Below are 24,462 nucleotides of genomic sequence, written 5' to 3'. Positions count from 1 at the left end.
CGACGTACAACAGGAAGTAAATGCTTACTTACGGTCCATTGGGAATCGAAGCTCGACATCAATTCAATTAAAAGAATCAATACAAGATATTGAGAAGCCTCGGGCGTAAAAACCGATCGGGGTTATTTGGCTGGAAGAGCGACAGTATCACGGATGACCTGGTTGGTAAAGGCACTGAATTGAAAAACACGACTCTGTCGGCTGCCGCAAAACAGTTTTACAACCGACTTCTTAAATCCTGAAATTCGATAGGGAAAATGGGTGAATTTGGTTATATAGATATCCGGCATTGAGTCATCTTTTTAACAGGAATTTCACATCATCGATGGAATACTACAAAGTAGTAGTCTTGAGTTTGGGGTGATTCTCATGAGCAAAAAAACAATCGGCGTACTCACCGCGCTAACGGACGGCTTCTATTTCAACGGTATGCTGCAAGGTATTCATAAAGCAGCCCTAGAACATAATGTGAACGTCGTCAATATTCAGACGTACGACTCCGCCCATGTCAATCAATACCGCGGGTATTTGGGCTGCGAGTATGTCGACGGCTGGATCGTTTTATTGAATGCAATTACAGATCCTGAACATATTGCACGTCTGGAAGCTAGCGGAAAACCTGTCGTCTGCACGCCGGATTCGTCCGGTTTTGCCGAGTGTACGACATTTATCATCGATAACGAACAGGGGGGTTACGAGGCGGCCAGGCATATGATTGAGCACGGACATCGGAGGATCGCGTTCGTTCAATGTTCGAATAATCCGGAGATCATGCTGCGGTTCCAGGGATATTTGCGTGCGCTTCAGGAATTCGGTATCCCGTTTGACGAAGGTCTCATCTACGATGTGCCCAACCTGTGGGAGAAGTATGGCAAGGAAGTTGCGGAGCAAATGAAACAGCGGGGATTCGATTTTACTTCCGTTGTCATCAGCGCAGATTTAACTGCTGTAGGGATTATGGAATCTTTTCAATCGTTCGGCGTTCGGGTGCCTGAAGATATTGCGGTTTTCAGTTTTGACAATACCGAATATGCTCGACGGCTGCACTTGTCTTCCGTTGCGCAGCCTTTGTTCGAACGGGGCCGGGACATGTGCGAGTATCTGCTCCGCCGATTTGAAGGAATGCCTTCGACTGGCCCGGTCATTGTGAATAAGATGCAGCCGGTATTCCGGCAGTCCTGCGGATGCAGCGTCCCTTCCGAACCCGAGAATATGGACACTTTGTACAGCGATGGGCTGGAGATGATCGAATTTTTGTCCAACGCCATACAAAGGAACCATCATATCGGCGGAAACCTGATCCGATCCAACCCGGAAGAAATCAGGGATATGACCTGGCTCTCTTATACCCCTTATACTTGGGGGTGCCTGGCTTTATGGAATACGGATCAAAGTGATGTCAAAACATTGAGGATCGACAACATATTCAGCCGAAAGCAAGAATGCATCGTGGAAGTCGGCGAAATATTCGCCGAAGAGGCTTTTCCTCCAGCCTGGCTGGGGCAAATCGTTGAAGCCAATGAAAGCCTGACCGTTCATACCCTGAAAACGGAAAAACGGGATTTCGGCTTTATCGTGCTGATCGGAAATATTTTTGACAAGAGTCATACAAGCAGCCTGGGGCCGCTGATTCACTCCGTCAGACATACGCTGGACCTTCTTGCCCATGCACTGGAACGCGAGACTCTCTATGAAGAGGCGCGGCAAAGGGAGCACAGACTCGAAATCGTCTCTTCCGCCACGAATGACGGCATTTTTGACTGGGACCTTGACACGAATCTGATCGAGTGGAACCGAAAAATTAACCATATCCTGGACCATGAAGGCCTCATGATGCAGGCAAGCGAGTTCATACAGCGTATTCACCCCGATGACTGGCCGGGATTACGGGATGCGATGATGGATCATTATCGGCATGGCACGCATTTTCAACGGGAATTCCGGATGCTTAAAAATCAAAAAGACCTGATCTGGATCAGTGCGGCAGGCGAGGCGGTACGGGATCAGAAAGGTCAGCCGATCCGCATGATCGGATCGATCGTCGATATTACGGTGCGTAAGAAGGCTGAAGAAGATATTTATTTTATCGCCTATCACGATGCGCTCACGGGCCTTTCAAACCGCAGGTACATCTACAACCGAATTACCGAGGAGCTTGCCCAAGAGGAGAATCCTCTCGCCGTGATCATGCTGGATCTTGACCGGTTCAAAGTTGTCAACGACAGCTTGGGTCACTTGGTCGGAGATCAGCTATTATGCCAAATCGCCAGGCTGCTGGAGCGCTCCGTCGGCCCTCTTGATATCGTCGGCCGCTTGGGCGGTGACGAGTTCATTATCATATGCACGAAGCTGCAGTCGTATCAGTATGCCGAAACTGTGGCCCAATCCATTCTGCGGGCGCTTAATGCGCCGCTCAATATTGATGGGCACCTCGTTTACGCTACACCCAGCATCGGCATCTGTTTCTGTCCCGAGCACGGCTCAGACCGGGAATCGCTGATTCAGTACGCCGACATTGCGATGTATCAAGCCAAAGAAAACGGTAAAAACCGTTACCACGTCTACAGCCAGGAAATGAACGAGGATTCGCTGCAAAAACTGACGATGGAGGGCTGCTTGCGAGGAGCTTTGAAGCAGGCGAATTCGAACTGCACTATCAGCCGCAAGTGGAGTTTTCTACAGGAGCCATCATCGGGATGGAGGCGCTGCTGCGTTGGTCTTCGCCGGTATTCGGCAAAGTGCCGCCCGGAGAATTCATACCGCTTGCCGAAGAAACGGGGATGATCATCCCGCTCAGCGAATGGGTTCTCCTGCAAGCCTGCACGGACAACAAGCGGCTGCTTGACGAAGGATACCCGCCGCTTATGGTATCCATCAACATCTCCTTTGTGCATATTGCGCAGAGCAATTTTGTCGAGACGATTACAAAGATACTGGAGCGGACGAGCCTGCCCCCTCATTTGCTTTGCCTTGAAATCACCGAACATGCGGCCATTCAAAAAATGGAGCAAACCTCCGCGCACATGAAACAATTAATGAATCTCGGCGTACGCATTGCCTTGGATGACTTCGGCGTTGGCAACTCGTCGCTGTCGATTATTAAATCCTTACCGCTCAACATTATCAAAATCGACCGGATGTTCGTCAAAGATATCCAGCACAACGAAATCAGCAGCGCTATTTTTCATTCCATTCTCAGCCTTATTGAAGACTTGAAGCTAGTGAGCTGCGTCGAAGGGATCGAACTCCAGGAACAATATGAGCTAGCCATGCAGCATCATTGTGAAATGGCGCAGGGTTTCCACATTTGCCGGCCGATTCTGCTGTCCGATTTGCGCTCCTTTTTAAAGAAGGAGTCCTGAGTAGGAGACTCCAGTGAGCGAAAACATGCTTAGAATATACATGGAAAGCCCCCTGGTAAATCCGATGATTATTTAGGGGGGCATTTCTATGGCAGTTAAGGGACAGAGCCGCTGAATGGTCCTCCAAGCAGATCGCGGCAACGTTGGCGATGTCGCCGGCAGCGGTGAACAGCGCCTTGCAAAAAGCCCGAGAGACGATGGACCGGGCGCAGCTTCGCTCGGATGAGCTAAGCAGCAACAAAACTAATCATCGCAAAGAAGACGCCTGGGATGATGCCCGGCGTCTTTCTTTTTGAACCCTAGTACGAGCGTGCTCTCGGATAGCTTTAACCTTGTGCTGCATCCATGTTCATGCAGTTAATGGCCCACAGATGGCCGTCCAAGTCCACGAAGCCCCAATGATACATGAACCCATGATATTCAGGATCAGCGTGCAATTTACCGCCCAAGGAGACCGCGGTATTCACGATTTCATCGACTTTTTCCCGGCTCTCGAAGGAGAGTGCGATCGTCATCTGCGCATACTTGCTCGTATCGACGGTTTCCTTTTCCGTGAGCGTATTAAAGAATGCTTGATTGATCAGCATGACCTGCAGGTTGTCACCGATCACGATGGCTACCGAATTCTCGTTATCGGGGAATTGCGGGTTGAGCTCGAATCCGAGTCCGGTGAAGAACGCTTTCGATTGTTCTACGTTTTTTACAGGCAGGTTGAAGCTAGTGAATCCGGACGTTAATGCCATTTCAAAACACCTCTTCGTCAAATTAGTTTGTGTTCATTTAAGCCTTCGTTTATATAGACGACATCCGTTCCGGGAATTCATCGGTCTCATGGAGATTCAAGACATTGTTTGATAGATGTGTTGGTTGTTGTATGATGGATAATAAAATCAAACATAGGAGGCTGACATGGCCTGGAGCAAGTTGAAACAACAACTGGAGAGTTTTCTCAGTCCTGCGCTATATGGGAGGGTCGAATACCTTTCAACCAGCTATCGCTATCTACCGGATAAAGCAGGACTTTGTTATATGGCAGTAGATAAAAAGAACGTGCTCAATATGAGTGATACCTTGATCAAATGGTATCAGACAGAGCTAGAGATTAAGAATGATGCAGATATTCAAATCCCTATTAGTAATGAAGAAATCGAGGCGGTCAGAAAAAATACCAATGGGGGGATTCCGGAGCATCGTTTACAAGTAATAGCTAGAAGTAGGAAAATATCGGAATATGCGAAGGAGCTTATATCAGCGCAGTCATCATTAAGTAAATCGAATTTTATCGTTACAGCTAATAAGTTTTTATCCATCTCTATAGAGGAAAGCTTAGAGAGTAATGATATCTTATTGAATATTCTAGCTTTGGTTGACAGACGAGTTGGAAAAAAACGGATTTTGGGCATAGCCGAAAAGATGAAGCTCAAACATCCAATTGTACAGTATTTTTTTGAGCTGCGACTTCATACATTATCAAAATAAGTAACTGCTGCTAACTGTGATACTAACTGGCACACTCAACAATCAACAGCAACATAGAACTTTTTTTCACTAGATATTAATATCACTAACAGTAAGTCTACTATTTTCGGAGGGAGTATATATGCGAAATAGATTAGAGCAAGACATTAGTACTACAGCGGAAAGTTTCATAAATAATTTTTCAGATAAAGGAAATTTTGATTTTAGTGTGCAAAGTCTACGAAAACTTGAGTTGGGCAGTTCATTTGGGTAAAAGAAAGTGAACAACCCGTGTTAATTACTGGAGAGCCTGAATATTCAATTTCCCTATTTGCATTTGATAAAGTTAAAGGCAGAATTCGCAATGGTAAAGAAGATGATATACCTTATTATTTCGATGGCTATATCGAGGCAGTTGATAAAGTTAAACATACAGGGTACAGAGCTACAATTGTTTAGCTTCGGGTATGAAACTAAAGGGAGATGAGAATACAATAAATTGCTCAAAGCAGTGCCACAGTTGATCCTAAAACGTAGAAGGTGCACGGAACTGCTTTCGTATTCGATTCATTCGTCGCAGTGTTTTTGATCCCAGACAGTCGTCAAGAAAAACCAGAAATTGTCTCCGTTTCTAAGCCACAAATACGTGAAATGAAATATACATTGTTGAACTTATCGATTCCGCGGAAGGCGCTCTAATATTAACGATGTAAAGGTATAATAATTCTGTAAAAGATATAATTTCCCAGTGCAATGTGCTAATATTAGAAATTAATGCAAATGATGGAGGAATGATATTGTGCTGAGGATAAAATTTATGTATAAACAATTTTTAAGGGAACCTCTGTGGTTTAAGATCCTTATCTCTTCAACGTTGCTGGTTACGATAGTATGTAGCAGTTCATTTTTTTCGAATCTTGGATATTACCAGAGCGTTGCAAAGCTTGCCGCTGCAATTTTTTTTACTTCATATGGCATCAAGTTCCGTAGAAACACTCGTATCTCAGTCATCTTTTTCGCATTAACCATTCTAAGCATATATCTGTCCTGGGTCAGTTTTGAGCACACACATCTTTAAGCTGACGGAAACGTTTGCACAGAAAACAGGGAGCAGAATGCCACGGCAACTGTTCCCTGATTTTTAAGTAACTCGCAGTTTACCCTGATGGTGAATGATAGTTGAAGGGGCGTGCTTGTTGACAGACCCTCTTTATTTTTATTGATACAAAAAGCTGTTATCTGCAATTACAAAAAAAATTGTCATATTAATTTTTGCAAAAAAGCCAGCGACCCTTGTGTTTGCTGGCTTTCCTCATTTCAAAACCAACTTGTCATCCAACAAGAATTAACAGCAAATTTTTGGGGGAGATTTTCTGACCTGACGGGAATCAGCAAGAGCACTTTGCGATGGACTCGATTCGCATCGGAGTTTCAAATCTGGAAAAATCGATTCAATGGTATGCAAGTTATCTAGGGTTTGAAACGATTCAACAGACTGGGACATATGCAATTTTAAGGGGCAAAGAGGAATCAGTGATTATGCTTGAGAAATTACCTAGCCCTAAAACTTGAATGACACGAAGAGGAAGGAGTTGCCACGTTGCAAACTCCTTCTTTATTTTATCGTTATGACTGTTCCATAATTAAGTAAAGAAGCTGAGCTTAAAGAGCGTTGGAGCGGGAAAAAGTGAAAAATGCTTTTATTATTTACGATCATGTATAATATTGGCAGGTGTAATGTGCCTGGTTCTGTAACGACAGACGCTGTTAATGGATGGGGGGGACTTTATGAACACAGATTTTTTGGTAAGTTTCATGGAAACGGCCCGCTTAAAAAGCATAGCTAAGGCGAGCGAAGCTTTACATATAAGTCATACTGCGCTCAGCAAGCAATTGAGGAGTTTGGAAAAGCAGTACGATGTACAGCTTTTTGTCCGTTCTTCGCAAGGTGTCGAACTAACAGGAGCCGGAAAGGTCATGTATGATGCCTCGATCCGGCTGTTAGATCAATTATCTGCTTTGGAGGATGGATTGAAACCATTTAAAGTGTGGAGTCGCATTAAAATTGCATCAGTTCCGGATATCGCTACTAGGTATCTGATGTCCGGGCTTCCCAAACTGCAGGAACAGGGCTATGAAGTGGAAATCGTATATCGGCAATCAACGAAAGAAGCTTACAAGCTGCTGATCGACGGGGAAGTTGATTTGGCTGTTGCCGAACGCGTCTCCACACATCCGTCCATATGGAGCGGGGAGTTACAAAAAGAGATGTTTTATGTGGTTATGCCGAAAGAGCATCCATTATCCAGACAGATGGAAATCACGTTGATGGAGTTAAGCAAACAGCCTCTTATTCTCTATCACGAAGGATGTACGATCCGAGCAGCTTTGACCCAGATGTTCGAAGCCCATAAGACGTCCATGCAAATCATAACCGAGGTCGGCTTCAGTGAAGTCATCCTCGGTTATGTAGGGAATGGGTCAGGAGTCACGGTGTTACCAGAAGCTCTTGTATCCCAGATGTACTCCGATCGGTTCGTGTATCGACCCTTAAATCATCCGGATGCTCACCGGACCATTGCCGTGGCTAGCATGAACCAGGCAAAGGGCCAGCGCATTTTACGACTGATCGGTTAGTTAACTAGGACCGCATTTTGAATCCCGAATACTTGCATCGAAATATAAGGGTAGGAATTATATCGAATGGCAAGCTCCAATTCAAGCAACGTAAAACGTTCGATTGTCCGATTATTCTCGAGCTTACCCGCGTAAAGGAACCTGAATGGAAGGGGTTTGACATGTTCCAGGAAGGTTTGAACTGCGTGTTCGTCGTTCCCAGTGACAAGAACATCACTAAGTTGACTATTGCATATAGGCTCATCAAAGACCTTAAAGAAAGTATTTTTAAATGCACCGATTATCATGGAGTCCGGCAGCAAGGACTGAAGCTGCTCAGCGGATGACTCGCCCCAGGCTGTAGTGAACCCGCTGAAATCAGAGTTAAACGGATTCGAAATATCTACGATGATCTTGCCTCGTAACAGCTCCTTATTAGCTATTGCCCATTTTTTAAAATGGCTGTGTGAAAAGTAGGAATCAAGATGTCGGCTTGTTGCGCCTCCTCATAGGTGCATACCATAGTGTTCGGCAGTGCGAGTGTCTCCACAAGTTGCTTTGCTTCCTCAGGATTTCGTGAACCCCAAAGGATCGAATTTTTACTATTTGCAGCAAATTGTTTCACCAATGCTTTACCCATATTGCCAGTACCCATAACCGAAATTTTCATGTTTACCACTCCTTCTTGTTATTGATTTAAGCTTACCAGGGGAGGGATGGTTACAGAAGTTCGGTATTTTCCGGGGTATCCAACTTTTAGTTTCGGCTCAATGGAAAAGGGATGATTAGTGGGCTGTATATTCCATACACCAGAGGATTTTGAAGAGTTTGTAAAAGGTTATTACGGATCCAGATTAATTTAACAATCTTCCCCCTTTATTATGGGTGAACTTTATGTTATGATTCTGTTGCAGTAAAAATAAATCGTAACGAGGTGAGGACAATGAAAACAAAAACAACATATACGTCCTATCCTCATATTGCTTTCTAATTACTTATTACGAATTCATTAGGCTCTGAGGGCAGGATACCCCTCAGGGCTTTTATATTTAGGCGGAAGGAAAGTTTTGGCTTTCTCGCCGGTCTATGACAGTCGCTCAGGGAGTGGCTGTCTTTTTTTTTCGCGGTAAATTTCAAACAGTTTTCCAAATATGAAAGGATGATACTTTATTAAAAGACTCGCTCAATATTTTCGATCATTACAATCCGATCAGTCAACTTACGGAATAATTTATGAAGGTTCATACTTTGATGATGGCGGTATGATATCTGATCCAACCTATTGGTATAATGATGTTGCTTATTACATTGAACGGACGCATAAACTCACTCTGGATAAACCATGTATCACCATAAAAATACCTTTTGACCGTCTCGGCTTAGACGAAAATACCAATTCAGTTGTTCTCTCCGATTTTGCATTAAGAGAATGGGTTCATCATATTGCGGCATTAAATAAATTGATTTATAACCGGTCACGTTCTGATAAGGAAAATGGTGCATTTTATTGTTTCCGACCAACGAATGTGGTGTTAAAACGTAATGCATCCTATGTCGAAAAAATTTCGGATAAATCGTATTTGTGTTTAATGATTACAGTCCAACTTCCATTTAAGAACAACGATAAGGCGATGCGTATGCTTTGCAAGATGCTTCCAAAAGAAGTGGATGAGTTCATATTAGAGTTTGATCACAACAAATTAAATGCTGCTGTCGAATTGGAAAATAAACAGAATTTGATTCGCGAATGGCTGAAAGCCAGTAGATACTGTGCATTTATTGCCAATGGCAGCATTTTACCAAGAAATAAAGACAATAGCGGTCCTCTGGAGGTGGCACTGTCCTTTATATCCCCGGCAGATATTGAAATTGAAATTGAAATTTTTGGTTGTAGAGGAATGGGAATAAAACGTGGTGTGACCGTCATCACTGGCGGCGGCTATTCGGGTAAGAGCACAATGTTGGATGCGCTAAATTCGGGGATTTACAATCATTGCCTTGGCGACGGACGAGAATTAGTGATTACAGACCAAACTGCAATGGAAATATCGGCTGAGGAAGGTCGTTCCATTAAAAATATCAATATCACGCCTTTCATAAAATGGATACCTAATGGTTCGGCTGAACAGTTTTCAACTGACTATGCCTCAGGTTCCACATCGCAAGCCGCGAATATTATGGAGGCAATCGACTACGGGTGTAAGCTTCTTCTTATTGATGAGGACAGAAGTGCCACGAATTTTATGATACAAGACATCAAAATGCGTTCATTAATCAAACGTGAGCCTATAACCCCTTTTACGGAACGGGTTAGGGAACTTTATGAATCAGTCGGCGTTTCTTCCGTCTTGGTCATTGGTGGAAGCGGTGAATTTTTATCCGTTGCCGATCAAGTCATCCTGATGGACAATTTCGTGCCAGAAAACGTGACGCAGGAAGCCAAACGTTTATGTGAACACGACAAACCACGCGAACGGACTCCCTTTACAAATTGGGAAATAGAGAGAAAGATTAGCGCAGATCGCTTTTCGAGTTATCCACAAGGAAATGGTACAGAAAAGCTGATGGTTTCAACCATGGGATACATCGTGATAGGTGATGAACAAATTGATATCAGAGGGCTTTACAACATCACATCAAACGCCCAACTTGTAGCTATTGCCTTTTTGATTCGAAAACTTGCTATAAGTAATCAGGATAACGTCATTTTTATTCACGAAAAGATTAAAGAAGCTCTTGAAGATATGGAAAGGGAAGGCTTAGATACTGTATTTTCTTCCTTTTTTCCTGGATTCGAAAGATGGCTTGAATTACCAAGAATCAATGAAGTATTATCTGTTTTTAACAGAATGAAACATTTGAATTTTATTTAGCTTGACGATACTTCAACAACTAAAGGAGCAGACTGCCAGTGCTGCTCTTTTTTTCAATTAGCTAAAAAAGAGCGTAGATTTTAAGCGTGCATTTAATCTAATTTCTCAATATGGCAACTGAAAGAATGCAGACTCGAATTTCTAGATTGGCGGGATAATCAGTTTGATTATCGAAGCTGGTACAGCATGGACCATGAACCGATTGGCCGAATGGGGAACATGGAACGGTTCGCATCTTATCTCTCAAGGGGCGAAGAAGGCACGAATCTCTCCGGCCAACAATTCGGGCTCCTCGAATGCGGCAAAATGCCCGCCTCGCAAGGATTTGATTATTGCAAGCGTTTGGATTCTGTTTGAAATTATAAACGTGAGTTGAATAAACAATCAATGTTCATTTTATACATCTCGCCATACCGTGAGTACGGAGTAACACCTACAGTCCCGCGACTTGGATTGGGAGCACATGATGGCGACTCGCTCTATGTATGACCTATGCAAATAAGGAGGTGCAACGAAATGGACTATACAAAACTTGGAAATACCGGCTTGGATGTATCTCGGATTTGTCTTGGTTGTATGGGGTTCGGCGACGCGGAAAAGGGGCATCATCAATGGGTACTTGAGGAGGAGCGCGCTCGTCCAACTTGGTCTTGTAGTCATTCCTAAGTCGGCAAATCCAGATCATATGAGAATCAATGCAGAGCTTGATTTTGTTATCAGTGATGCAGATATGGAGACTTTGAAGAATGTAGAACGCATCCAGAACTACGGTGAGCACAGCTTCTTCCCTGTATTCGGAGGAAAATTAAAGTAAAGCAGTTATTAGTAAAAGACGACTCTTCCCTTAGGTGGGATAAGGGTCGTTTTTTGCATTCTAATTAGTTTTCAAGCGCACTAATGCCCGAAAGTGCTAATTTATGAAACATTTGATCGATCTCTTTTGCAGAGTATGGCCTGCTCTGTTCCATCCACCAAGTTACAATGGACCAAAATGTATTGACAACAAATTCGGTTGCAACTTCTTGCGGAATGATGGGGGGAGTGGAGCTTGGCAGAAATGCTGCAATTTCTTCACGTGCTATTTCAGTAAGCATACGTTTGATGTGATAGATGACAAGAACCCCGCTTTGTTTGCCGGCTACCGCTCTAAAAATAAGTTTATGGCTTTGCACATGCTGAATCATGGCTAAGCTGAAACCGAATCGATACTCGCCTGGCTCTCCCTGTGAGGAAGGGATGACACGTTGCTCCTTAAGAAATTCTCGAAGTTGGTCGACGTTTTCCAATAGAAGCTGCTCTTTATCTAGGAAATGAGAATAAAAGGTCGAACGACCAATGTTTGCCCGATCAATAATGTCTTGTATCGTAATGGCGTCGTACCCTTTTTCCACGATAAGGTCCATTAATGCTTCAAACAGCATGCCTCGCGTGCGCTGCACTCGCCTGTCTTCCTTTTTGGCTGTCATGGTTATCCTCCCTTTTTACTGAACAGTTTGAAGTGTTTTGTTTCATTTCGAACAATTTCAAGGATATTGGTTATTGTTACCAGTTATTTATGAACATTATAATCGAAATGAAACAACATGTTCAATAAAAAGAGATAGTAGGAGGTTGGGGGTATGAGCCAACAAACACTCAGTCGAGAAAAAAGAAATGAAGCATCATTACAGAGTGAACCGATCATAACAGTAAATCGGGTCTCTAAATGGTATGACACGCCCTCCGGTTCTTTTATGGCTCTAAGAGAAGTAAGCCTGCAGGTTCAGAAAGGTGAATTTGTCGCTGTTGTCGGCAAATCAGGCAGTGGGAAATCGACTTTAATCAATTTGATTACCGGTATCGATACGCCTTCTTCCGGAGAAGTAATTGTGGCCTCTAAGGCTGTACACGCTCTAAATCAGGAACAGCTAGCCATTTGGCGAGGAGTCAATGTCGGCGTCATCTTTCAATTCTTTCAATTACTGCCGACTCTGACAGTTGCGGAAAATGTCATGCTGCCCATGGATTTTTGCAAAACATATCCAGCACGTGAACGGCGAGCAAGAGCTGTTTCTTTGTTGAGAAAGGTTGGAATTGCTGAACAAGCGGATAAACTGCCTTCCGATTTGTCGGGAGGTCAACAACAACGCGCAGCAATCGCACGGGCTCTTGCCAACGATCCTTCTATACTTGTAGCCGACGAGCCGACTGGCAATCTTGATTCCGGGACATCAGATGACGTTATGCAATTATTCGCGAATCTGGCGATGGAAGGAAAGACGGTCGTCATGGTGACGCACGAGCGTGATTTAAGCAGATACTTTTCAAGGACGATCATGTTAGCTGATGGGGCTGTCGTCACCGAAGCACCTATGAAAGCGGAGGCGAAGTTGTCATGATTAGCCCGCGTTGGTGGAAATTGCTGCGCGATATTCAGTTGGCAAAAGGGCGAATGGCGATGATGGTGCTGGCAATTGCTGTCGGTATATTCGGCGTTGGCGCCATATTGAGCGCATACACGATTCTAACGCGTGAGATTAGCCGAAATTATCTAAATACGAACCCGGCTTCCGCTCTTATGGAATTGGATAAAGTTAGTGATTCATTGGTGGATGCGGTTAGACTTCGTCCTGAAATCGCAGATGCGGAAGCAAGTTCTACGATTGTAGCGAGAATTGAGGTCAAACCTAACGAGTGGCTGCCACTGCTGCTGTTCGTCGTAAAAGATTTTAATGCGATGCACATGAATACATTTCGGCCTGAAAGTGGCGCCTGGCCTCCGCCGGATGGGTCCATTTTATTGGAACGGGAAGCGTTGCCGCTTGTGCATGCCAGGGTAGGTGAATCACTGAGAGTTCAAACACCTGGTGGTTCCAACAGTGCCGTTACCCTATCTGGACTTGTCCATGACCCAGGCTTAGCCCCTGCCGGACAGGAACAAACCGTGTATGGCTATACGACCCCTTCAACGTTGCGTATGTTAGGAGAAAGCGACACATTAAACATTCTAAAAATCATGGTGAAGGATCAGCCGCTCAATGTGGCATCGATCGAACATACAGTCAGCGAACTATCCAGTTGGTTGAAACAACAAGGTCATTCGGTAAAAGAGGTGCGCATACCTCCGCCTGGCAAACATCCGCATCAGACTCAAATGAATTCCATTCTAGTCATGATGTTCATCTTCAGTTTACTGACACTCCTGCTAAGTGCCATCCTGACTGCAACCATGATCGGCGGATTACTGGCCCAACAGGTCCGGCAAATTGGTGTGATGAAAGCGATTGGCGCACGATCGATCCAAATAGCTGGCCTATATCTTGTTCTGATTGTACTGGTTGGCATCGTGGCGGTTGTGATTGGCTTGCCGCCAAGTATGACGGTAGGACGTTATTTTGCGAGAGTGGTGGCTGAGCTGCTGAATTTCACTTTATATAGTGAGGCAATTCCTGCTTGGGTTTACATCGTTCAGTGCTTCATTGGAATTCTCGTTCCACTTTTCGTCGCCCTTATCCCGATTATAAAAACCACACGAATCACCGTTCGTGAAGCGATCCATGATTTCGGCATAAGCAAGAAGAACTTCGGCTCTCGCCCGTTAGATGCATGGCTCGGTAAGATACAGGGGTTGGATCGCACCTTGATATTGGCTTTGCGCAACACATTTCGGCGCAGAGGCCGTTTACTGCTCACGCTTAGCTTACTAGCTGCCGCTGGTGGAATGTTCATGACGAGCTTAAATGTAAAAGCAGCATGGGAACAAAATCTCGCTGATGCAGCAGCTGATCGGCATTACGATCTTGAAATTCGTCTGAATCGTCTCGAAGCGGAAGATAAGGTCTTCTCTATCATCAAAAGTGTTCCTGGAGTTCAAAAAGTGGAGACATGGAATATAGTGGCTGCGGCAGCAAATCGTTCGGATCATTTGGAACTTTTAAAAACTTACCCTGATGGAGGACATGGAAGCTTTAGCATCCGTTCGGCTCCAGTGGATAGCAAATTGATCCAATTAACTCAACAAAGTGGACGATGGCTCCAGACGGGCGATATCGATGGTGTGGTACTTAATCATACGGCGCATGCGTTATTTCCAAACATTAACGTTGGCGATCCAATCGATTTGACCGTAAATGGAGGTCCTGTTACTTTGCATGTTGTTGGCATTGCGCGGGAAATCATAACGCCCGCATCAGCATACGTATCACCGGATACATTCGCCAAAATCATGGGTAAATCGGGGCAAACCAATGCCTTACGAATCGTCATGAATCATCACGATGCGAATAGCATCAGTTCAATAACTAAAGACATCGAGTTTGCTTTAGAAAAGGAACATGTAAGCGTGAAAGCCGACATCTCGGAAACAAGACTGGACTCGGCGCTTAATGGTCATGTGTATATTCTCATTTTTGCATTGATTGTCATGGCAGTGTTGATGGCTTTTGTCGGAGGGCTGGGCCTTATGTCTACTATGGCAATTAATGTAGTAGAGCGTACCCGAGAATTCGGCATTATGCGCACCATTGGAGGTAAATCGGCTACGGTAATACGTAACGTTATAAGTGAAGGGCTCTTCATCGGCCTCATTAGTTGGGCGATCTCTATTGTGCTTTCGCTTCCAATGTCCTACTTCGTTGGCAGATTGATCGGCAATTTATCATTTAAATTACCGCTTCCCTTGGAATTGTCGCATGTGGCTGCAGCTATTTGGTTAACGATTATTGTTCTGGGATCCATCGCAGCAAGTGCTTATCCAGCTTGGCAGGCATCACGATTGACTATTCGGGAAACACTCGCTCATATTTAGAGTCGTTTATATGATAGGGGAGGTTTATCTATGAAAAGATCAATGAAAATAACTGCAATTGCCATCATTGTTCTCGTGGCAGCAGGTCTTACCCTTCATTTGCTTGATCCGTTTGGTATCCGTCAACATGACGCTGGAGGTCATACCGGTCTTGTTGGCATTTTAAAAAAATTGCACGGTGGCTGATTCTGTTATTTTCTAGAATAGGAGTGAGGGTAGACATGAGAATCATTCAAAAAGATACCATTCATCAAATCACATTTTATAATCGTCAGTCTTTATCCGTTAATTGCTATTTCGTGGAGGAGGAGGATAGTTTAACACTTGTGGATACTGCGGTGGCTGCCGGCTCGCATGAAATCCTACAGTTCGCTGATAAGATTGGCAAACCGATTACAAGGATCCTTCTAACCCATCTACATCATGATCATGTAGGAGGTCTCGATGCTCTTAAAGAAATGCTCCCTGATGCCATTGTCTATATCTCCGGCAGGGAGGCTCGCTTGATGTCAGGTGACTATACGTTAGATCCTGAAGAATTAGATACCCCCATTCTAGGGATTATACCGAATAATCTGAAGACGAGAGCCGACGTTCTTCTCAAAGACGGAGATCAGATAGGTTCGTTAATCGCTCTGTCTGCACCGGGACATACACCTGGTTCGATGGCATTTTTCGATACGCGTAATAAGAATTTGATTGCCGGCGACACTTTTCAAACAGAAGGCGGTATCGCAGTAGCCGGTCAGCTTCGGCCTTTGTTTCCTTTCCTTTCCAAAAACACCTGGGATAAACAAGCGTCGTTAGCAAGTGCGCTCAAATTACGTGAATATTCTCCTTTATTACTCGCTGTAGGGCATGGAGAAATGCTTGAACTGCCTTGTGCTGATATGGACCGTGCCATTAAAGAAGCAGAATGTAATCTTGAACTTGAAAAGTGACAAAGCGGTAACTAACAAACATGAATTTGGACACACTGTAAGGTGAATGAACATCAGCTTGTATTCATTTAGCAGTTGTCCATCGAACCTAATATGGATCTCAGAAGTAACTAAGCATTCACTCAACTGGGTGAATGTTTTTTGTGAAAAGGAACTCAACTTTAAATCTCGAATATCTAGGATAATCGGAAAGTTGAAAAATGGATGACAGACAGGAGTTTGATACCATGATAAAAGGTTTTGGAGGAATATTCTGGAGGACTAAGAATCTAGAAGTTGTGAAAAAGTGGTACAGTGAAGTGCTGAGGATTGAAATCGAAAATTGGAATGGAACTATGATAAGACCCCAAGCAGGAAATGAGACGATTTTTTCTTTCTTTACCGAGGATGACAGTTATTTTCCAACAGACCAACAAGTGATGTTAAATTTTCAAGTACATAATCTAGACGAGACGATGAAGCATCTTGAACAAATTGGCGTACCTCTCGCAAAAGAAAAAGAGATTAGTGAATTTGGAACATTTATCTGGATTGAAGACCCTGAAGGCCGACTGGTTGAGCTTTGGGAGAAATAATTTTCGATACTAAAACCGTGCGCTGCGCGGTTTTTTGTCATTCACGGAAGTGATTGTTTTAGGTGAAGTACTTCGTTTCTAAAAGTACCTTGACAGACAAAGTACTTTGACGTATTATACAGTTATGGAGGTGATGAAATGAGCGAGAACAAGATCACATCCGACCTGCTTCGCGGACATACGGATACGATGATTTTAAGGCTTTTGTCCGAGGCTGATCGATACGGCTATGAGATTGTCAAGCTGATCGCTGAGCGTTCGGGTGGCGAATATGAGCTCAAGGAAGCCACGATGTATTCCAGCTTCCGGAGGCTCGAAGCAGAAGGTGATATCGAATGGTATTGGGGCGATGAATCACAGGGCGGACGACGCAAATATTTTAGGATTACCGAAAGGGGCAAGGATACATACGCCCGTAACAAAAGCAATTGGGAGTATGCAAAGCGTGTACTAGAAAATTTATTATAAAGGAGACTTGACATGATGAATTCCAAATTGACGAACTATTTGAACGGTGTTTTTACGCCATATGATGGGGTGAAAAGCGTTACTGAGCTAAAGGCCGATCTGCACTCCGATTTGCAGGAGCGGTATCGTGAGCTAATAGATGCGGGGAAAGATGATGAAACAGCGTTTAAGTTGACGATTGAAAGCATCGGCGACATCGAGCAAACGATTCTGGAAGTCGCCAATCTTTCCCGCTCATTGGAACGTCAAGTAGTGACGAACTTTAGCGCAAGCAACCTGGTGAAAAGCGACTTTGCAGGCGTTACGGCCCATAAAGGACAGTTTAATGGCAGCGCATTGCATGGTTCCGACTTTTCGGGTGCAGATTTAACCGGTAGTTCATTTAAGGCCAGCGACGTACGTGATGCGAATTTTGACGGTGCGAATCTGACGGACTGCAGCTTCTCCGCTCTTGACCTGTCACATGCAAGCTTTACGAAGACGATCCTTGTAAGAACCAATTTCAGCAAATCGGGGCTAGACGGAGCCAAATTCACAGGAGTTAAACTGACCGACGTGACGTTAACCATGACCGATCTTAGAAAAACGGCTTTTGAAGGTTGTTTATTTGACGGGGTTGACTTTACGTACTCTGACCTGCGCGGGTTGTGTTTGGACGGACAGACGTTTATCGGTGTGAAGTTTGACAAAGCGGCATTAAACGATGTTTCGTTCAAAGGCGCAACGTTTAAAAATGTTTCTTTCCAAGCTGGATTTACAATCTCTAAGAAGTACTATCGCGCGATCAAGAGTATCTGCTTTGACGGCGCAACGATGGATAAACTGACCTTTGCTCTGCTAAAAGGCATGGAAGCCAATTTGACTAAAGTTACAGTCATGTAATGGAAGGGAGGAAATCCTATGCAAACCGTTCCAACTAAGCCTATTCAAGTACAAGGACTGAAAAATCCTACAAGCAGCATCAAGTGCTGAAGGACGTGGATTTCGAGGTGGAAAAAGGCAGTATTTTCGCACTCCTTGGCTCTAACGGGGCAGGCAAGACAACGGTTGTCAAAATCCTTACCACACTGCTCAAGGCGGACGGCGGAATCGCCGCCGTCGGAGGATTCGATGTCGCGGCAAAACCCGAATATGTCCGTCAGGCGATTAGTCTGACCGGACAATTCGCTGCAGTAGATGAGATATTAACCGGACGTGAAAATCTTGTCATGATCGCGAAGCTGAGATACTTGAAGGATCCGCGTCAGGTTGCAGAAGACTTGCTTCAACGCTTCGGTCTGACGGACGCCGCGGATCGCCGGGTGTCTACTTATTCGGGCGGGATGCGCCGCAGGCTCGATATTGCCTTAAGCCTCGTGGGTAACCCAGAGATTATTTTCCTGGATGAACCAACCACAGGGCTTGACCCCGAAGCACGCATCGAGGTTTGGAAGATTGTCAAGGAGCTGGTAGCCGGCGGCACGACCATCTTCTTAACCACGCAGTATTTAGAGGAGGCTGAGCAGCTTGCCGACCGAATTGCTATCCTGCATGAGGGTAGGATTATTGCAACCGGCACGTTACCAGAATTGAAGCAGCTGTTTCCAAGCGTCAAGGTTGAGTATGTTGAAAAGCAGCCGACTTTGGAGGAGATCTTCCTCGCAATCGTGGGTACTAAGGAGGAGAAATAAATGGAGACGACAAAGCGTCACTTTTTCAGCGATATGAGCGTCATGCTCGGACGGTCCATGCTTCATATCTCCCGCAGCATGGACACCATTATAACGGTCACCGTCATGCCGATCGCTTTTATGCTGCTGTTCGTCTATGTGTTCGGCGGCGCCATTCAAACCGGAACGGATCATTATGTGAATTACCTGCTGCCTGGTATCCTGCTGATCGCGATTGCTAGCGGTGTGGCCTACACGGCTTTCCGCCTGTTTACTGATGTCCAGCGTGGTATATTCGAGCGGTTTCACACCATGCCGATTTCTCGATCCACCTTATTGTGGGGGCATGTCCTAACCTCGCTGGTATCCAATGCCATTTCAGTTGTTGTCATCATACTCGTAGCATTACTTATGGGCTTTCGTTCTTCTGCAGGAGTACTGCCATGGCTTGCTGTAGCCGGCATACTCGCTCTGTTTACATTGGCTTTGACTTGGGTCGCAGCTATAGCAGGACTATCCGCCAAAACAGTTGATGGCGCAAGCGCCTTTTCCTACCCCATTATCTTCCTGCCTTTTATCAGCTCCGCATTTGTACCAACCAAGTCGATGCCGACCATCGTTCGCATCTTTGCCGAAAACCAGCCGGTGACCTCGATCGTAGAATCTATCCGCGCATTGCTGTCGGGTCAGCCTTTAGATAACGATATTTGGATTGCTCTTGCGTGGTGCCTCGGAGTTATGTTCTTGGCTTATATGTTTGCGATGCGGGTGTATAAAAAGAGAGTATAAAACCGAGCGGAGCAATATGCTATAATGTGCTTGAATCGGGAGACAAGGGAGAATATGTGATGAAGTTAATTGACTTAAGCGTACCAATCAGCCCGCGCATCCGAGAGCCAATACCAGCGGAGATCAAGTATGAGAGCCATGAAGCTGGGGCCCTGCAAGCGGCGGCGGTACTCGGGCTTAAGCAGGACGATTTTCCGGAAAGCAAAGCATGGGCGACGGAAACGGTAACCTTAAATACGCATTCGGGAACTCATATCGATGCACCATGGCACTACTGGCCGACGTCGGAAGGGAAGCAGGCTAGAACGGTTGACGAATTGCCTCTCGAATGGTTTTATTCCGACGGAGTAGTGCTCGATTTCAGTACAAAGCCGCCGGGTTACGAGATTACGACGGATGATTTGAAGGCTGAGTTACAACGAATCGAGTATACGTTGAAGCCTTATGATATTGTTCTCATCCGGAGCGATGCGGACAAACGGCTCTATCATGAACATTATGCGTTCCTTCACGCGGGTGTGTCTGCTGAAGCTACGCTGTGGCTGCTGGATCAAGGCATCAAGGTAGTCGGTACTGACGGTTGGGGTTGGGATATTCCGCTCAATCTGCAAGCTGAAGCGTACAAAAAGCAGCCAAGGGAAGGTGTTCTGTGGGCAGCGCACTATGTCGGCAAGGACCGGGAATATTGCCAGATCGAGAAATTGGCCAATTTGGAACAAATACCGAAGCCGTTCGGCTTCAAAGTATGCTGCTTTCCAATTAAAGTGGAAAAGGCGAGTGCGGGCTGGGCGCGTCCGGTTGCAATCGTGGAATAGCGATTTCATTCATACTACGCGTTCATATGGGGATAATAACCACAACAAATTGCGGAGGTTCTTTATGAAGCAAATGATTGTGGTTTTGTTACTTTTGGGAAGTGTGTTGATGAGTCCAAAGAATGGATATGCTCTTGCATCCATGCCTTGCAGCTCTGTTTTAGAGCCCGTAAATGCTGGCTATGCGAATGCAAAAGGAGCAGCTCTCATTTATAAAGTGAAGTTAACACCAAGCTTCCCGCGCACCAGTATAAGCATTCATGCTACTCATCTTCCTACACCTTCATCAATCGGAGAATATGATGGTTTTGAGGGCTTTGCCTATATTCAAAATGAGATTAGCTGGAGATTCAAGCTATACCCGACTCCAGAAGAGGATGGACCTACTTGGGCAGGTAGATTTGATGATATAACCGCAAATTTAGCAAATAGTAAAATAGAGGTACGCCTTTCTAACTCAAAAACAGGACAGCTAGGTCCTGCAGTCTTGGGAAGTAATTTTACCAATTGTAAGTAGAGTAGAACATTGTACTGCCGCCATAACATACAGAGGCGGCTTTTTTGCGCATCTGGTGGAGCTTCCTATATGAATTGTGATTTTTTGCTGATACGTTAACATAAAACTGGGTCCAACGCCTAATTGTTCCATCCATGAAGAGAGACTATGATAAGGTGTAAATCATGATCATGGTATGAAGGAGCAATGAGGGCATATGGATGCTAATCAGGAAACGCTTTTAGATGAAATGAAACGGCAAATCGATAACTGGATGGCTGATTTGAACGATGATCATGCGGAGAAAATTGTGAAGCGTACCCCTCTTCAGGCCGGAATTCACAGTTATGCGCTGCTCGAATATGCCAAGGGAAAGGTATCTGTGACGGATGTGGAGCCCGACTTGACGATGCAGGAAGAAGAGACTGGTTTCGGGGAGTTCTTGAGCGAGGCACAACTGCGAGAGCAGATCGTTCCTGAGCTTGCATCTTATACAAAGGATATATTGATGGCCATGCTGCCTGGGGTCATTGATTACAAGTATACGCTTAGCGGCAGTTTCCACACGACGGATGGCTGGGTACATGTTCGAATTCTCGAATACGTGGACGAAACGAAAAGAGAACAGCTATTGGCACGAATTTCCAACTATATAGCAGTCAAACTCGAAGTGGGCAAATATCCGACCAAGCCCTTGGAGTCATTTTTCCTTGCTAGGCATTTGTTGGACAAGGGGCTGTTTCCGGAAGCCGATTCAAGCTGGATCATAGCTGTTTTCGAGAGCATTCAACAAGTGAATAAGGGCAACAAACATCTTGCCGAGCATCGGGGTTATCTGATCGGTGCTTTGCGGAGTTGGGTAGAGAGTCAGTGGTTGCCTGCTTATTACGATAACATAGGGACAGCATGGCAGAAGGAATATAAGAAAAAAGCGATGCCCAGCTAGAGAATACAGAGCAAGGTCCGATCGAATTGGTCATCTATGCGGCTATTTTGATTCTAAGATACGAGCCTTCCTACAGTAGAAGTATGGGGCTGGAATTATTGAATTTTGCAATCGAAATGGGTAGCGCCCAAGCAATACGTCTAACGATGGAGGGCAGCGGAGCAATCGCCAAGGAGGATATCAGCTATCAGGACGAATTGGTTGAATGCAGCGCCAATGATGTGTTTGCTGAAGTGACGATAATCATGAAGCAGGAAACCGAGGAAAGCTATGGCCGAGCGCTCCGATTTCTGACCCGTTTGTTAAGCATTGGCTTCCCAAAGAGTTACCAAATCAAGCTGAAGTCTAGCGTCAAGCAATGGCTGTCCATGAAAGGACTGGCCAAGTCGAGCACACACCGCTTTTTTGCCAACGCATTGGAATATCCCAATTTGCAGCCTTTACTAGAGGTACGCGCGTGTGGCTATGGAAACTTTTGAATGGTATGCGGATGCAGAAGGGGAATCATGCTGCATGCCAGGCAGTTATGCGGTCTTCGGACTTGGCTTGACGGATCGAGCTTATTTTCCACTAGTAGTAGATTATATGGAAAAGGTGGATGAAGAACATCAGTCCGTTCAGAACGATTTCATCGTTGCTTTGGCAAAGCGGCATGGCGTTAATACGGATACAATTCCTACGCTGGTGAAATGCATGCTGCATAGTTCGGATTCAATGAAGGTGAATATGAAAAACGAAATGGAAGACGATAGGCACCTTAGACTGCTACTAGACCAAATTCACGGTCTTCAGCATGAAGTAGTGGAGCATATCGTTTATTTGATCTGGGGCGGTACGGAAAAGCTAAAGAAGCTAGCCGCCAGGGCTGAAGGGGATCGGGGCATATTGCTATCTCAGATAGCGCAGGCAGCAAGCCGAAGGTAAGTTTGAAAGGATAGAAGGAAGACAGAGTTTGAAATGATGGAAAAGTGGTGATATCCATTGGAGGATATGTATAAAGAAGTTGATACTCTCATAGAGAAGATGCAGGCAGCATTAGTCAAAGAGAAGGAAGGAAATCCTCAATTTTACGCCATGCAATTGATCACGGAAGCAGAGGAGAAGATCATACGAACCGTTTCGGACACATGGCGTCTACCAGAGGAATACTTGTACTTTTTGAAGCGTTATGTACCCGAAAAGGTTTCTTGGTGTACGGACGAATATATCAGTCTTCATATTTATGGCGCCAAGGATATTCTGCCAGGTCAATCAGGATACAATTATAATCATGTTACGGATGAAGCGATTACCGAATGGCCTACTAATTATCTGGTTATTGCATCGGATGAAGGCGATCCTTATTGTATCGATCTTTCAAGAGGGGATACCACAATTTATACGGCAAAGCATGGAATGGGATATTGGGATTTTTCCGTTGCTTACAATAATCTTGTGGATTTTCTACATAGCGTCTTACGGCCACGAACTTTGGGGAGTGCGAGAACGATGAGAATGAACCTTACGATTACTACAAAGTATTGATTACAGGTGCAGGTACAGACAAGATAAAAACACTGGTGTTCATCAAAAAAATGTTCTCCTGCGATTATACGAAAGCGAAAGCATATTTGGAAGCGACGCCTCTGTTGGTGTTTAAGGGCATTGAGCAGAATGCTGCTAAAGTAGAGGATCAATTAAAGAGCATTGGTGCTAACTATGAAATGCATAAAATTAGTCTGGACGATTTTTTGTTTAATGAACAGAAATGATCGATATGGTACATTTTTTATTGTTATAAATGTTTCGTAAAGAAAAAAGAGAAGCCTCCAGACCTATTGATAAAGCGGAAGTGAAGAGCTCAGTAGTTTTCGGAGAAGCGTAGCGGTTGCCTTTGACAGTTTTGGTATCACCTTATCAGCTTTTATTTCAATGGAATAACAAAATGTCAACAGCAATCGGAGAAAAGCTACTGAAGCTCGTAATGGACCTAGCTTTATCAACAAACTCAGAGACTCCCTGTAAAGAGGAGCCTCCGCCTTGCCCATCAATCGGTGAGCAGATGTAAGTTCAAATTTGGATAGGTTTCCGAAATGCCGGCAATTTCACTGGCAAACAGACTTTGGTCGAAACTTGAATGGAATATTTCTTTGTCGGGAACAAACGTAAGGCTGGTTCCTGTTTCATTGGTTAGTCCGACAGTGAGAAGTGAAGTTTGAGGGATGCCGTGCTTGTATTCCTGACGGAACACCTTGCCCTCTCTTCGCACTTCTACCGTAAGCCTTTGTGACAACGCGTTAACGATTGGAATGGTGATACCCTTTTGGCTGTTCGGTGCATTGAATGATGCTGAAAAACGACTTATTTCAGTGAGAATAGCTTGAACACGCGGCTTTTCCGAGTTTGAAAAAGGTTGAACAGGAATTCCCCGACCGTTATCGGAAACAGTCACGCTGCCGTCGCTATGAAAAACCACGCTAACATCGGAACAATACCCCGCTTGATGTTCGAGGATTGTATTCTCCAATACGGATCGAAGCAAAAGATGCGGATCGTATTCCTCAGCTGTGTTGCCTAGATAATCACCTGCGTTATTTCTCGCTTCTGATAACTCCATATAGTCACTTGTATCAAGCAGCTCCGATACTGCAGCTAATAAAAGCAAAAATGGGAGTGCTCGATGCCCAGGGAATGTATAGTTACCGCCAC

25 protein-coding genes and 3 pseudogenes are annotated in these 24,462 nt (G+C 44.8%); 24 read left to right on the top strand and 4 right to left on the bottom strand.

Annotated elements, in window-relative coordinates; genetic code table 11:
- Positions 1-369: 369 nt before the first annotated feature.
- The 3 genes from L0M14_RS16715 (at position 370) to L0M14_RS16705 (ending at position 3,658) form a co-directional block, all read left to right on the top strand.
- On the top strand, positions 370-2,784 hold the full coding sequence (locus tag L0M14_RS16715; RefSeq protein ID WP_235117809.1) for a diguanylate cyclase domain-containing protein: 2,415 nt from the start codon (positions 370-372) through the stop codon (positions 2,782-2,784).
- A complete protein-coding gene (locus L0M14_RS16710) occupies positions 2,667-3,362 on the top strand; it encodes an EAL domain-containing protein (RefSeq protein WP_235117808.1) in 696 nt (231 codons plus the stop codon). Before L0M14_RS16715 ends, L0M14_RS16710 begins: the two co-directional genes overlap by 118 nt.
- A 143-nt stretch (positions 3,363-3,505) precedes the next feature.
- Entirely contained in the window at positions 3,506-3,658 is a 153-nt protein-coding gene (locus L0M14_RS16705) for a hypothetical protein (RefSeq protein ID WP_350340470.1), read from the top strand.
- Between the two features lie 30 nt (positions 3,659-3,688).
- Here the strand turns inward: L0M14_RS16705 and L0M14_RS16700 are convergent, their stop codons facing one another.
- Positions 3,689-4,105 (bottom strand): VOC family protein, encoded by a 417-nt coding sequence (locus tag L0M14_RS16700; RefSeq protein WP_235117807.1) that lies wholly within the window; start codon positions 4,103-4,105, stop codon positions 3,689-3,691.
- 166 nt (positions 4,106-4,271) lie between these two features.
- On the opposite strand from L0M14_RS16700, the gene L0M14_RS16695 reads away from it, so the two are divergent.
- The 3 genes from L0M14_RS16695 to L0M14_RS16690 all read left to right on the top strand — a co-directional run bounded on the left by L0M14_RS16695 (position 4,272) and on the right by L0M14_RS16690 (position 7,457).
- Entirely contained in the window at positions 4,272-4,841 is a 570-nt protein-coding gene (locus L0M14_RS16695) for an SF0329 family protein (RefSeq protein ID WP_235117806.1), read from the top strand.
- A gap of 1,386 nt (positions 4,842-6,227) precedes the next feature.
- The gene (locus L0M14_RS31985) at positions 6,228-6,392 is read left to right on the top strand and encodes a VOC family protein (protein ID WP_350340469.1); all 165 of its coding nucleotides are present in this window, start codon (positions 6,228-6,230) and stop codon (positions 6,390-6,392) included.
- Between the two features lie 216 nt (positions 6,393-6,608).
- Positions 6,609-7,457: a LysR family transcriptional regulator gene (locus L0M14_RS16690; protein ID WP_235117805.1), complete on the top strand. Its 849-nt coding sequence runs from the start codon at positions 6,609-6,611 to the stop codon at positions 7,455-7,457.
- 418 nt (positions 7,458-7,875) lie between these two features.
- Here L0M14_RS16690 and L0M14_RS16685 read toward each other — a convergent pair whose 3' ends face one another.
- Positions 7,876-8,106, bottom strand: a complete 231-nt coding sequence (locus L0M14_RS16685; protein WP_235117804.1) for an NAD(P)-binding domain-containing protein — start codon at positions 8,104-8,106, stop codon at positions 7,876-7,878.
- Positions 8,107-8,698: 592 nt separating this feature from the next.
- On the opposite strand from L0M14_RS16685, the gene L0M14_RS16680 reads away from it, so the two are divergent.
- The 4 genes and pseudogenes from L0M14_RS16680 (at position 8,699) to L0M14_RS31115 (ending at position 11,123) form a co-directional block, all read left to right on the top strand.
- On the top strand, positions 8,699-10,309 hold the full coding sequence (locus L0M14_RS16680; protein WP_235117803.1) for an ABC-ATPase domain-containing protein: 1,611 nt from the start codon (positions 8,699-8,701) through the stop codon (positions 10,307-10,309).
- A 163-nt stretch (positions 10,310-10,472) separates the two neighbouring features.
- Positions 10,473-10,685, top strand: a complete 213-nt coding sequence (locus tag L0M14_RS16675; RefSeq protein ID WP_235117802.1) for a hypothetical protein — start codon at positions 10,473-10,475, stop codon at positions 10,683-10,685.
- Between the two features lie 140 nt (positions 10,686-10,825).
- Positions 10,826-10,951, top strand: a pseudogene (locus L0M14_RS16670) (aldo/keto reductase); the annotation flags it as partial.
- A 43-nt stretch (positions 10,952-10,994) separates the two neighbouring features.
- Positions 10,995-11,123, top strand: coding sequence for a hypothetical protein (locus L0M14_RS31115; RefSeq protein WP_260115361.1), 129 nt, complete (start codon positions 10,995-10,997; stop codon positions 11,121-11,123).
- A gap of 64 nt (positions 11,124-11,187) precedes the next feature.
- Here L0M14_RS31115 and L0M14_RS16665 read toward each other — a convergent pair whose 3' ends face one another.
- The gene (locus L0M14_RS16665; RefSeq protein ID WP_235117801.1) at positions 11,188-11,775 is read right to left on the bottom strand and encodes a TetR/AcrR family transcriptional regulator; all 588 of its coding nucleotides are present in this window, start codon (positions 11,773-11,775) and stop codon (positions 11,188-11,190) included.
- Positions 11,776-11,928: 153 nt separating this feature from the next.
- Between L0M14_RS16665 and L0M14_RS16660 the strand changes: the two genes are divergently transcribed.
- The 14 genes and pseudogenes from L0M14_RS16660 to L0M14_RS16590 all read left to right on the top strand — a co-directional run bounded on the left by L0M14_RS16660 (position 11,929) and on the right by L0M14_RS16590 (position 23,525).
- The gene (locus tag L0M14_RS16660; protein ID WP_235117800.1) at positions 11,929-12,687 is read left to right on the top strand and encodes an ABC transporter ATP-binding protein; all 759 of its coding nucleotides are present in this window, start codon (positions 11,929-11,931) and stop codon (positions 12,685-12,687) included.
- Complete coding sequence (locus L0M14_RS16655) at positions 12,684-15,095, top strand: ABC transporter permease (protein WP_235117799.1); 2,412 nt, start codon at positions 12,684-12,686, stop codon at positions 15,093-15,095. Before L0M14_RS16660 ends, L0M14_RS16655 begins: the two co-directional genes overlap by 4 nt.
- 30 nt (positions 15,096-15,125) lie before the next feature.
- A complete protein-coding gene (locus L0M14_RS16650; RefSeq protein ID WP_235117798.1) occupies positions 15,126-15,281 on the top strand; it encodes a hypothetical protein in 156 nt (51 codons plus the stop codon).
- Positions 15,282-15,316: 35 nt separating this feature from the next.
- Positions 15,317-16,036 (top strand): MBL fold metallo-hydrolase, encoded by a 720-nt coding sequence (locus L0M14_RS16645; protein WP_235117797.1) that lies wholly within the window; start codon positions 15,317-15,319, stop codon positions 16,034-16,036.
- A 227-nt stretch (positions 16,037-16,263) separates the two neighbouring features.
- Positions 16,264-16,611, top strand: a complete 348-nt coding sequence (locus tag L0M14_RS16640; protein ID WP_235117796.1) for a VOC family protein — start codon at positions 16,264-16,266, stop codon at positions 16,609-16,611.
- 138 nt (positions 16,612-16,749) lie between these two features.
- Positions 16,750-17,079, top strand: a complete 330-nt coding sequence (locus tag L0M14_RS16635; RefSeq protein ID WP_235117795.1) for a PadR family transcriptional regulator — start codon at positions 16,750-16,752, stop codon at positions 17,077-17,079.
- A gap of 15 nt (positions 17,080-17,094) precedes the next feature.
- On the top strand, positions 17,095-17,961 hold the full coding sequence (locus L0M14_RS16630; protein WP_235122935.1) for a pentapeptide repeat-containing protein: 867 nt from the start codon (positions 17,095-17,097) through the stop codon (positions 17,959-17,961).
- Between the two features lie 18 nt (positions 17,962-17,979).
- Positions 17,980-18,749 (top strand): annotated as a pseudogene (locus L0M14_RS16625) (ABC transporter ATP-binding protein).
- The gene (locus tag L0M14_RS16620) at positions 18,750-19,517 is read left to right on the top strand and encodes an ABC transporter permease (protein ID WP_235117793.1); all 768 of its coding nucleotides are present in this window, start codon (positions 18,750-18,752) and stop codon (positions 19,515-19,517) included.
- A gap of 59 nt (positions 19,518-19,576) precedes the next feature.
- Positions 19,577-20,332, top strand: a complete 756-nt coding sequence (locus tag L0M14_RS16615) for a cyclase family protein (RefSeq protein WP_235117792.1) — start codon at positions 19,577-19,579, stop codon at positions 20,330-20,332.
- Between the two features lie 64 nt (positions 20,333-20,396).
- On the top strand, positions 20,397-20,849 hold the full coding sequence (locus tag L0M14_RS16610; protein ID WP_235117791.1) for a YoqH family protein: 453 nt from the start codon (positions 20,397-20,399) through the stop codon (positions 20,847-20,849).
- A 196-nt stretch (positions 20,850-21,045) separates the two neighbouring features.
- Positions 21,046-22,698: pseudogene (locus L0M14_RS31980) on the top strand (DUF6138 family protein).
- Positions 22,699-22,764: 66 nt separating this feature from the next.
- Positions 22,765-23,298: an SMI1/KNR4 family protein gene (locus tag L0M14_RS16595; RefSeq protein WP_235117789.1), complete on the top strand. Its 534-nt coding sequence runs from the start codon at positions 22,765-22,767 to the stop codon at positions 23,296-23,298.
- A gap of 35 nt (positions 23,299-23,333) precedes the next feature.
- Complete coding sequence (locus L0M14_RS16590; protein ID WP_235117788.1) at positions 23,334-23,525, top strand: hypothetical protein; 192 nt, start codon at positions 23,334-23,336, stop codon at positions 23,523-23,525.
- Between the two features lie 275 nt (positions 23,526-23,800).
- Here L0M14_RS16590 and L0M14_RS16585 read toward each other — a convergent pair whose 3' ends face one another.
- On the bottom strand, positions 23,801-24,370 hold the full coding sequence (locus L0M14_RS16585; RefSeq protein ID WP_235117787.1) for an ATP-binding protein: 570 nt from the start codon (positions 24,368-24,370) through the stop codon (positions 23,801-23,803).
- Positions 24,371-24,462: the final 92 nt, after the last annotated feature.

It is taken from the genome of Paenibacillus hexagrammi (assembly GCF_021513275.1).
GTDB classification, from domain to species: Bacteria; Bacillota; Bacilli; order Paenibacillales; family NBRC-103111; genus Paenibacillus_E; species Paenibacillus_E hexagrammi.
The sequence above is the reverse complement of the archived record's forward strand: the minus strand, read 5'-3'. Positions and strand labels throughout refer to the sequence as shown.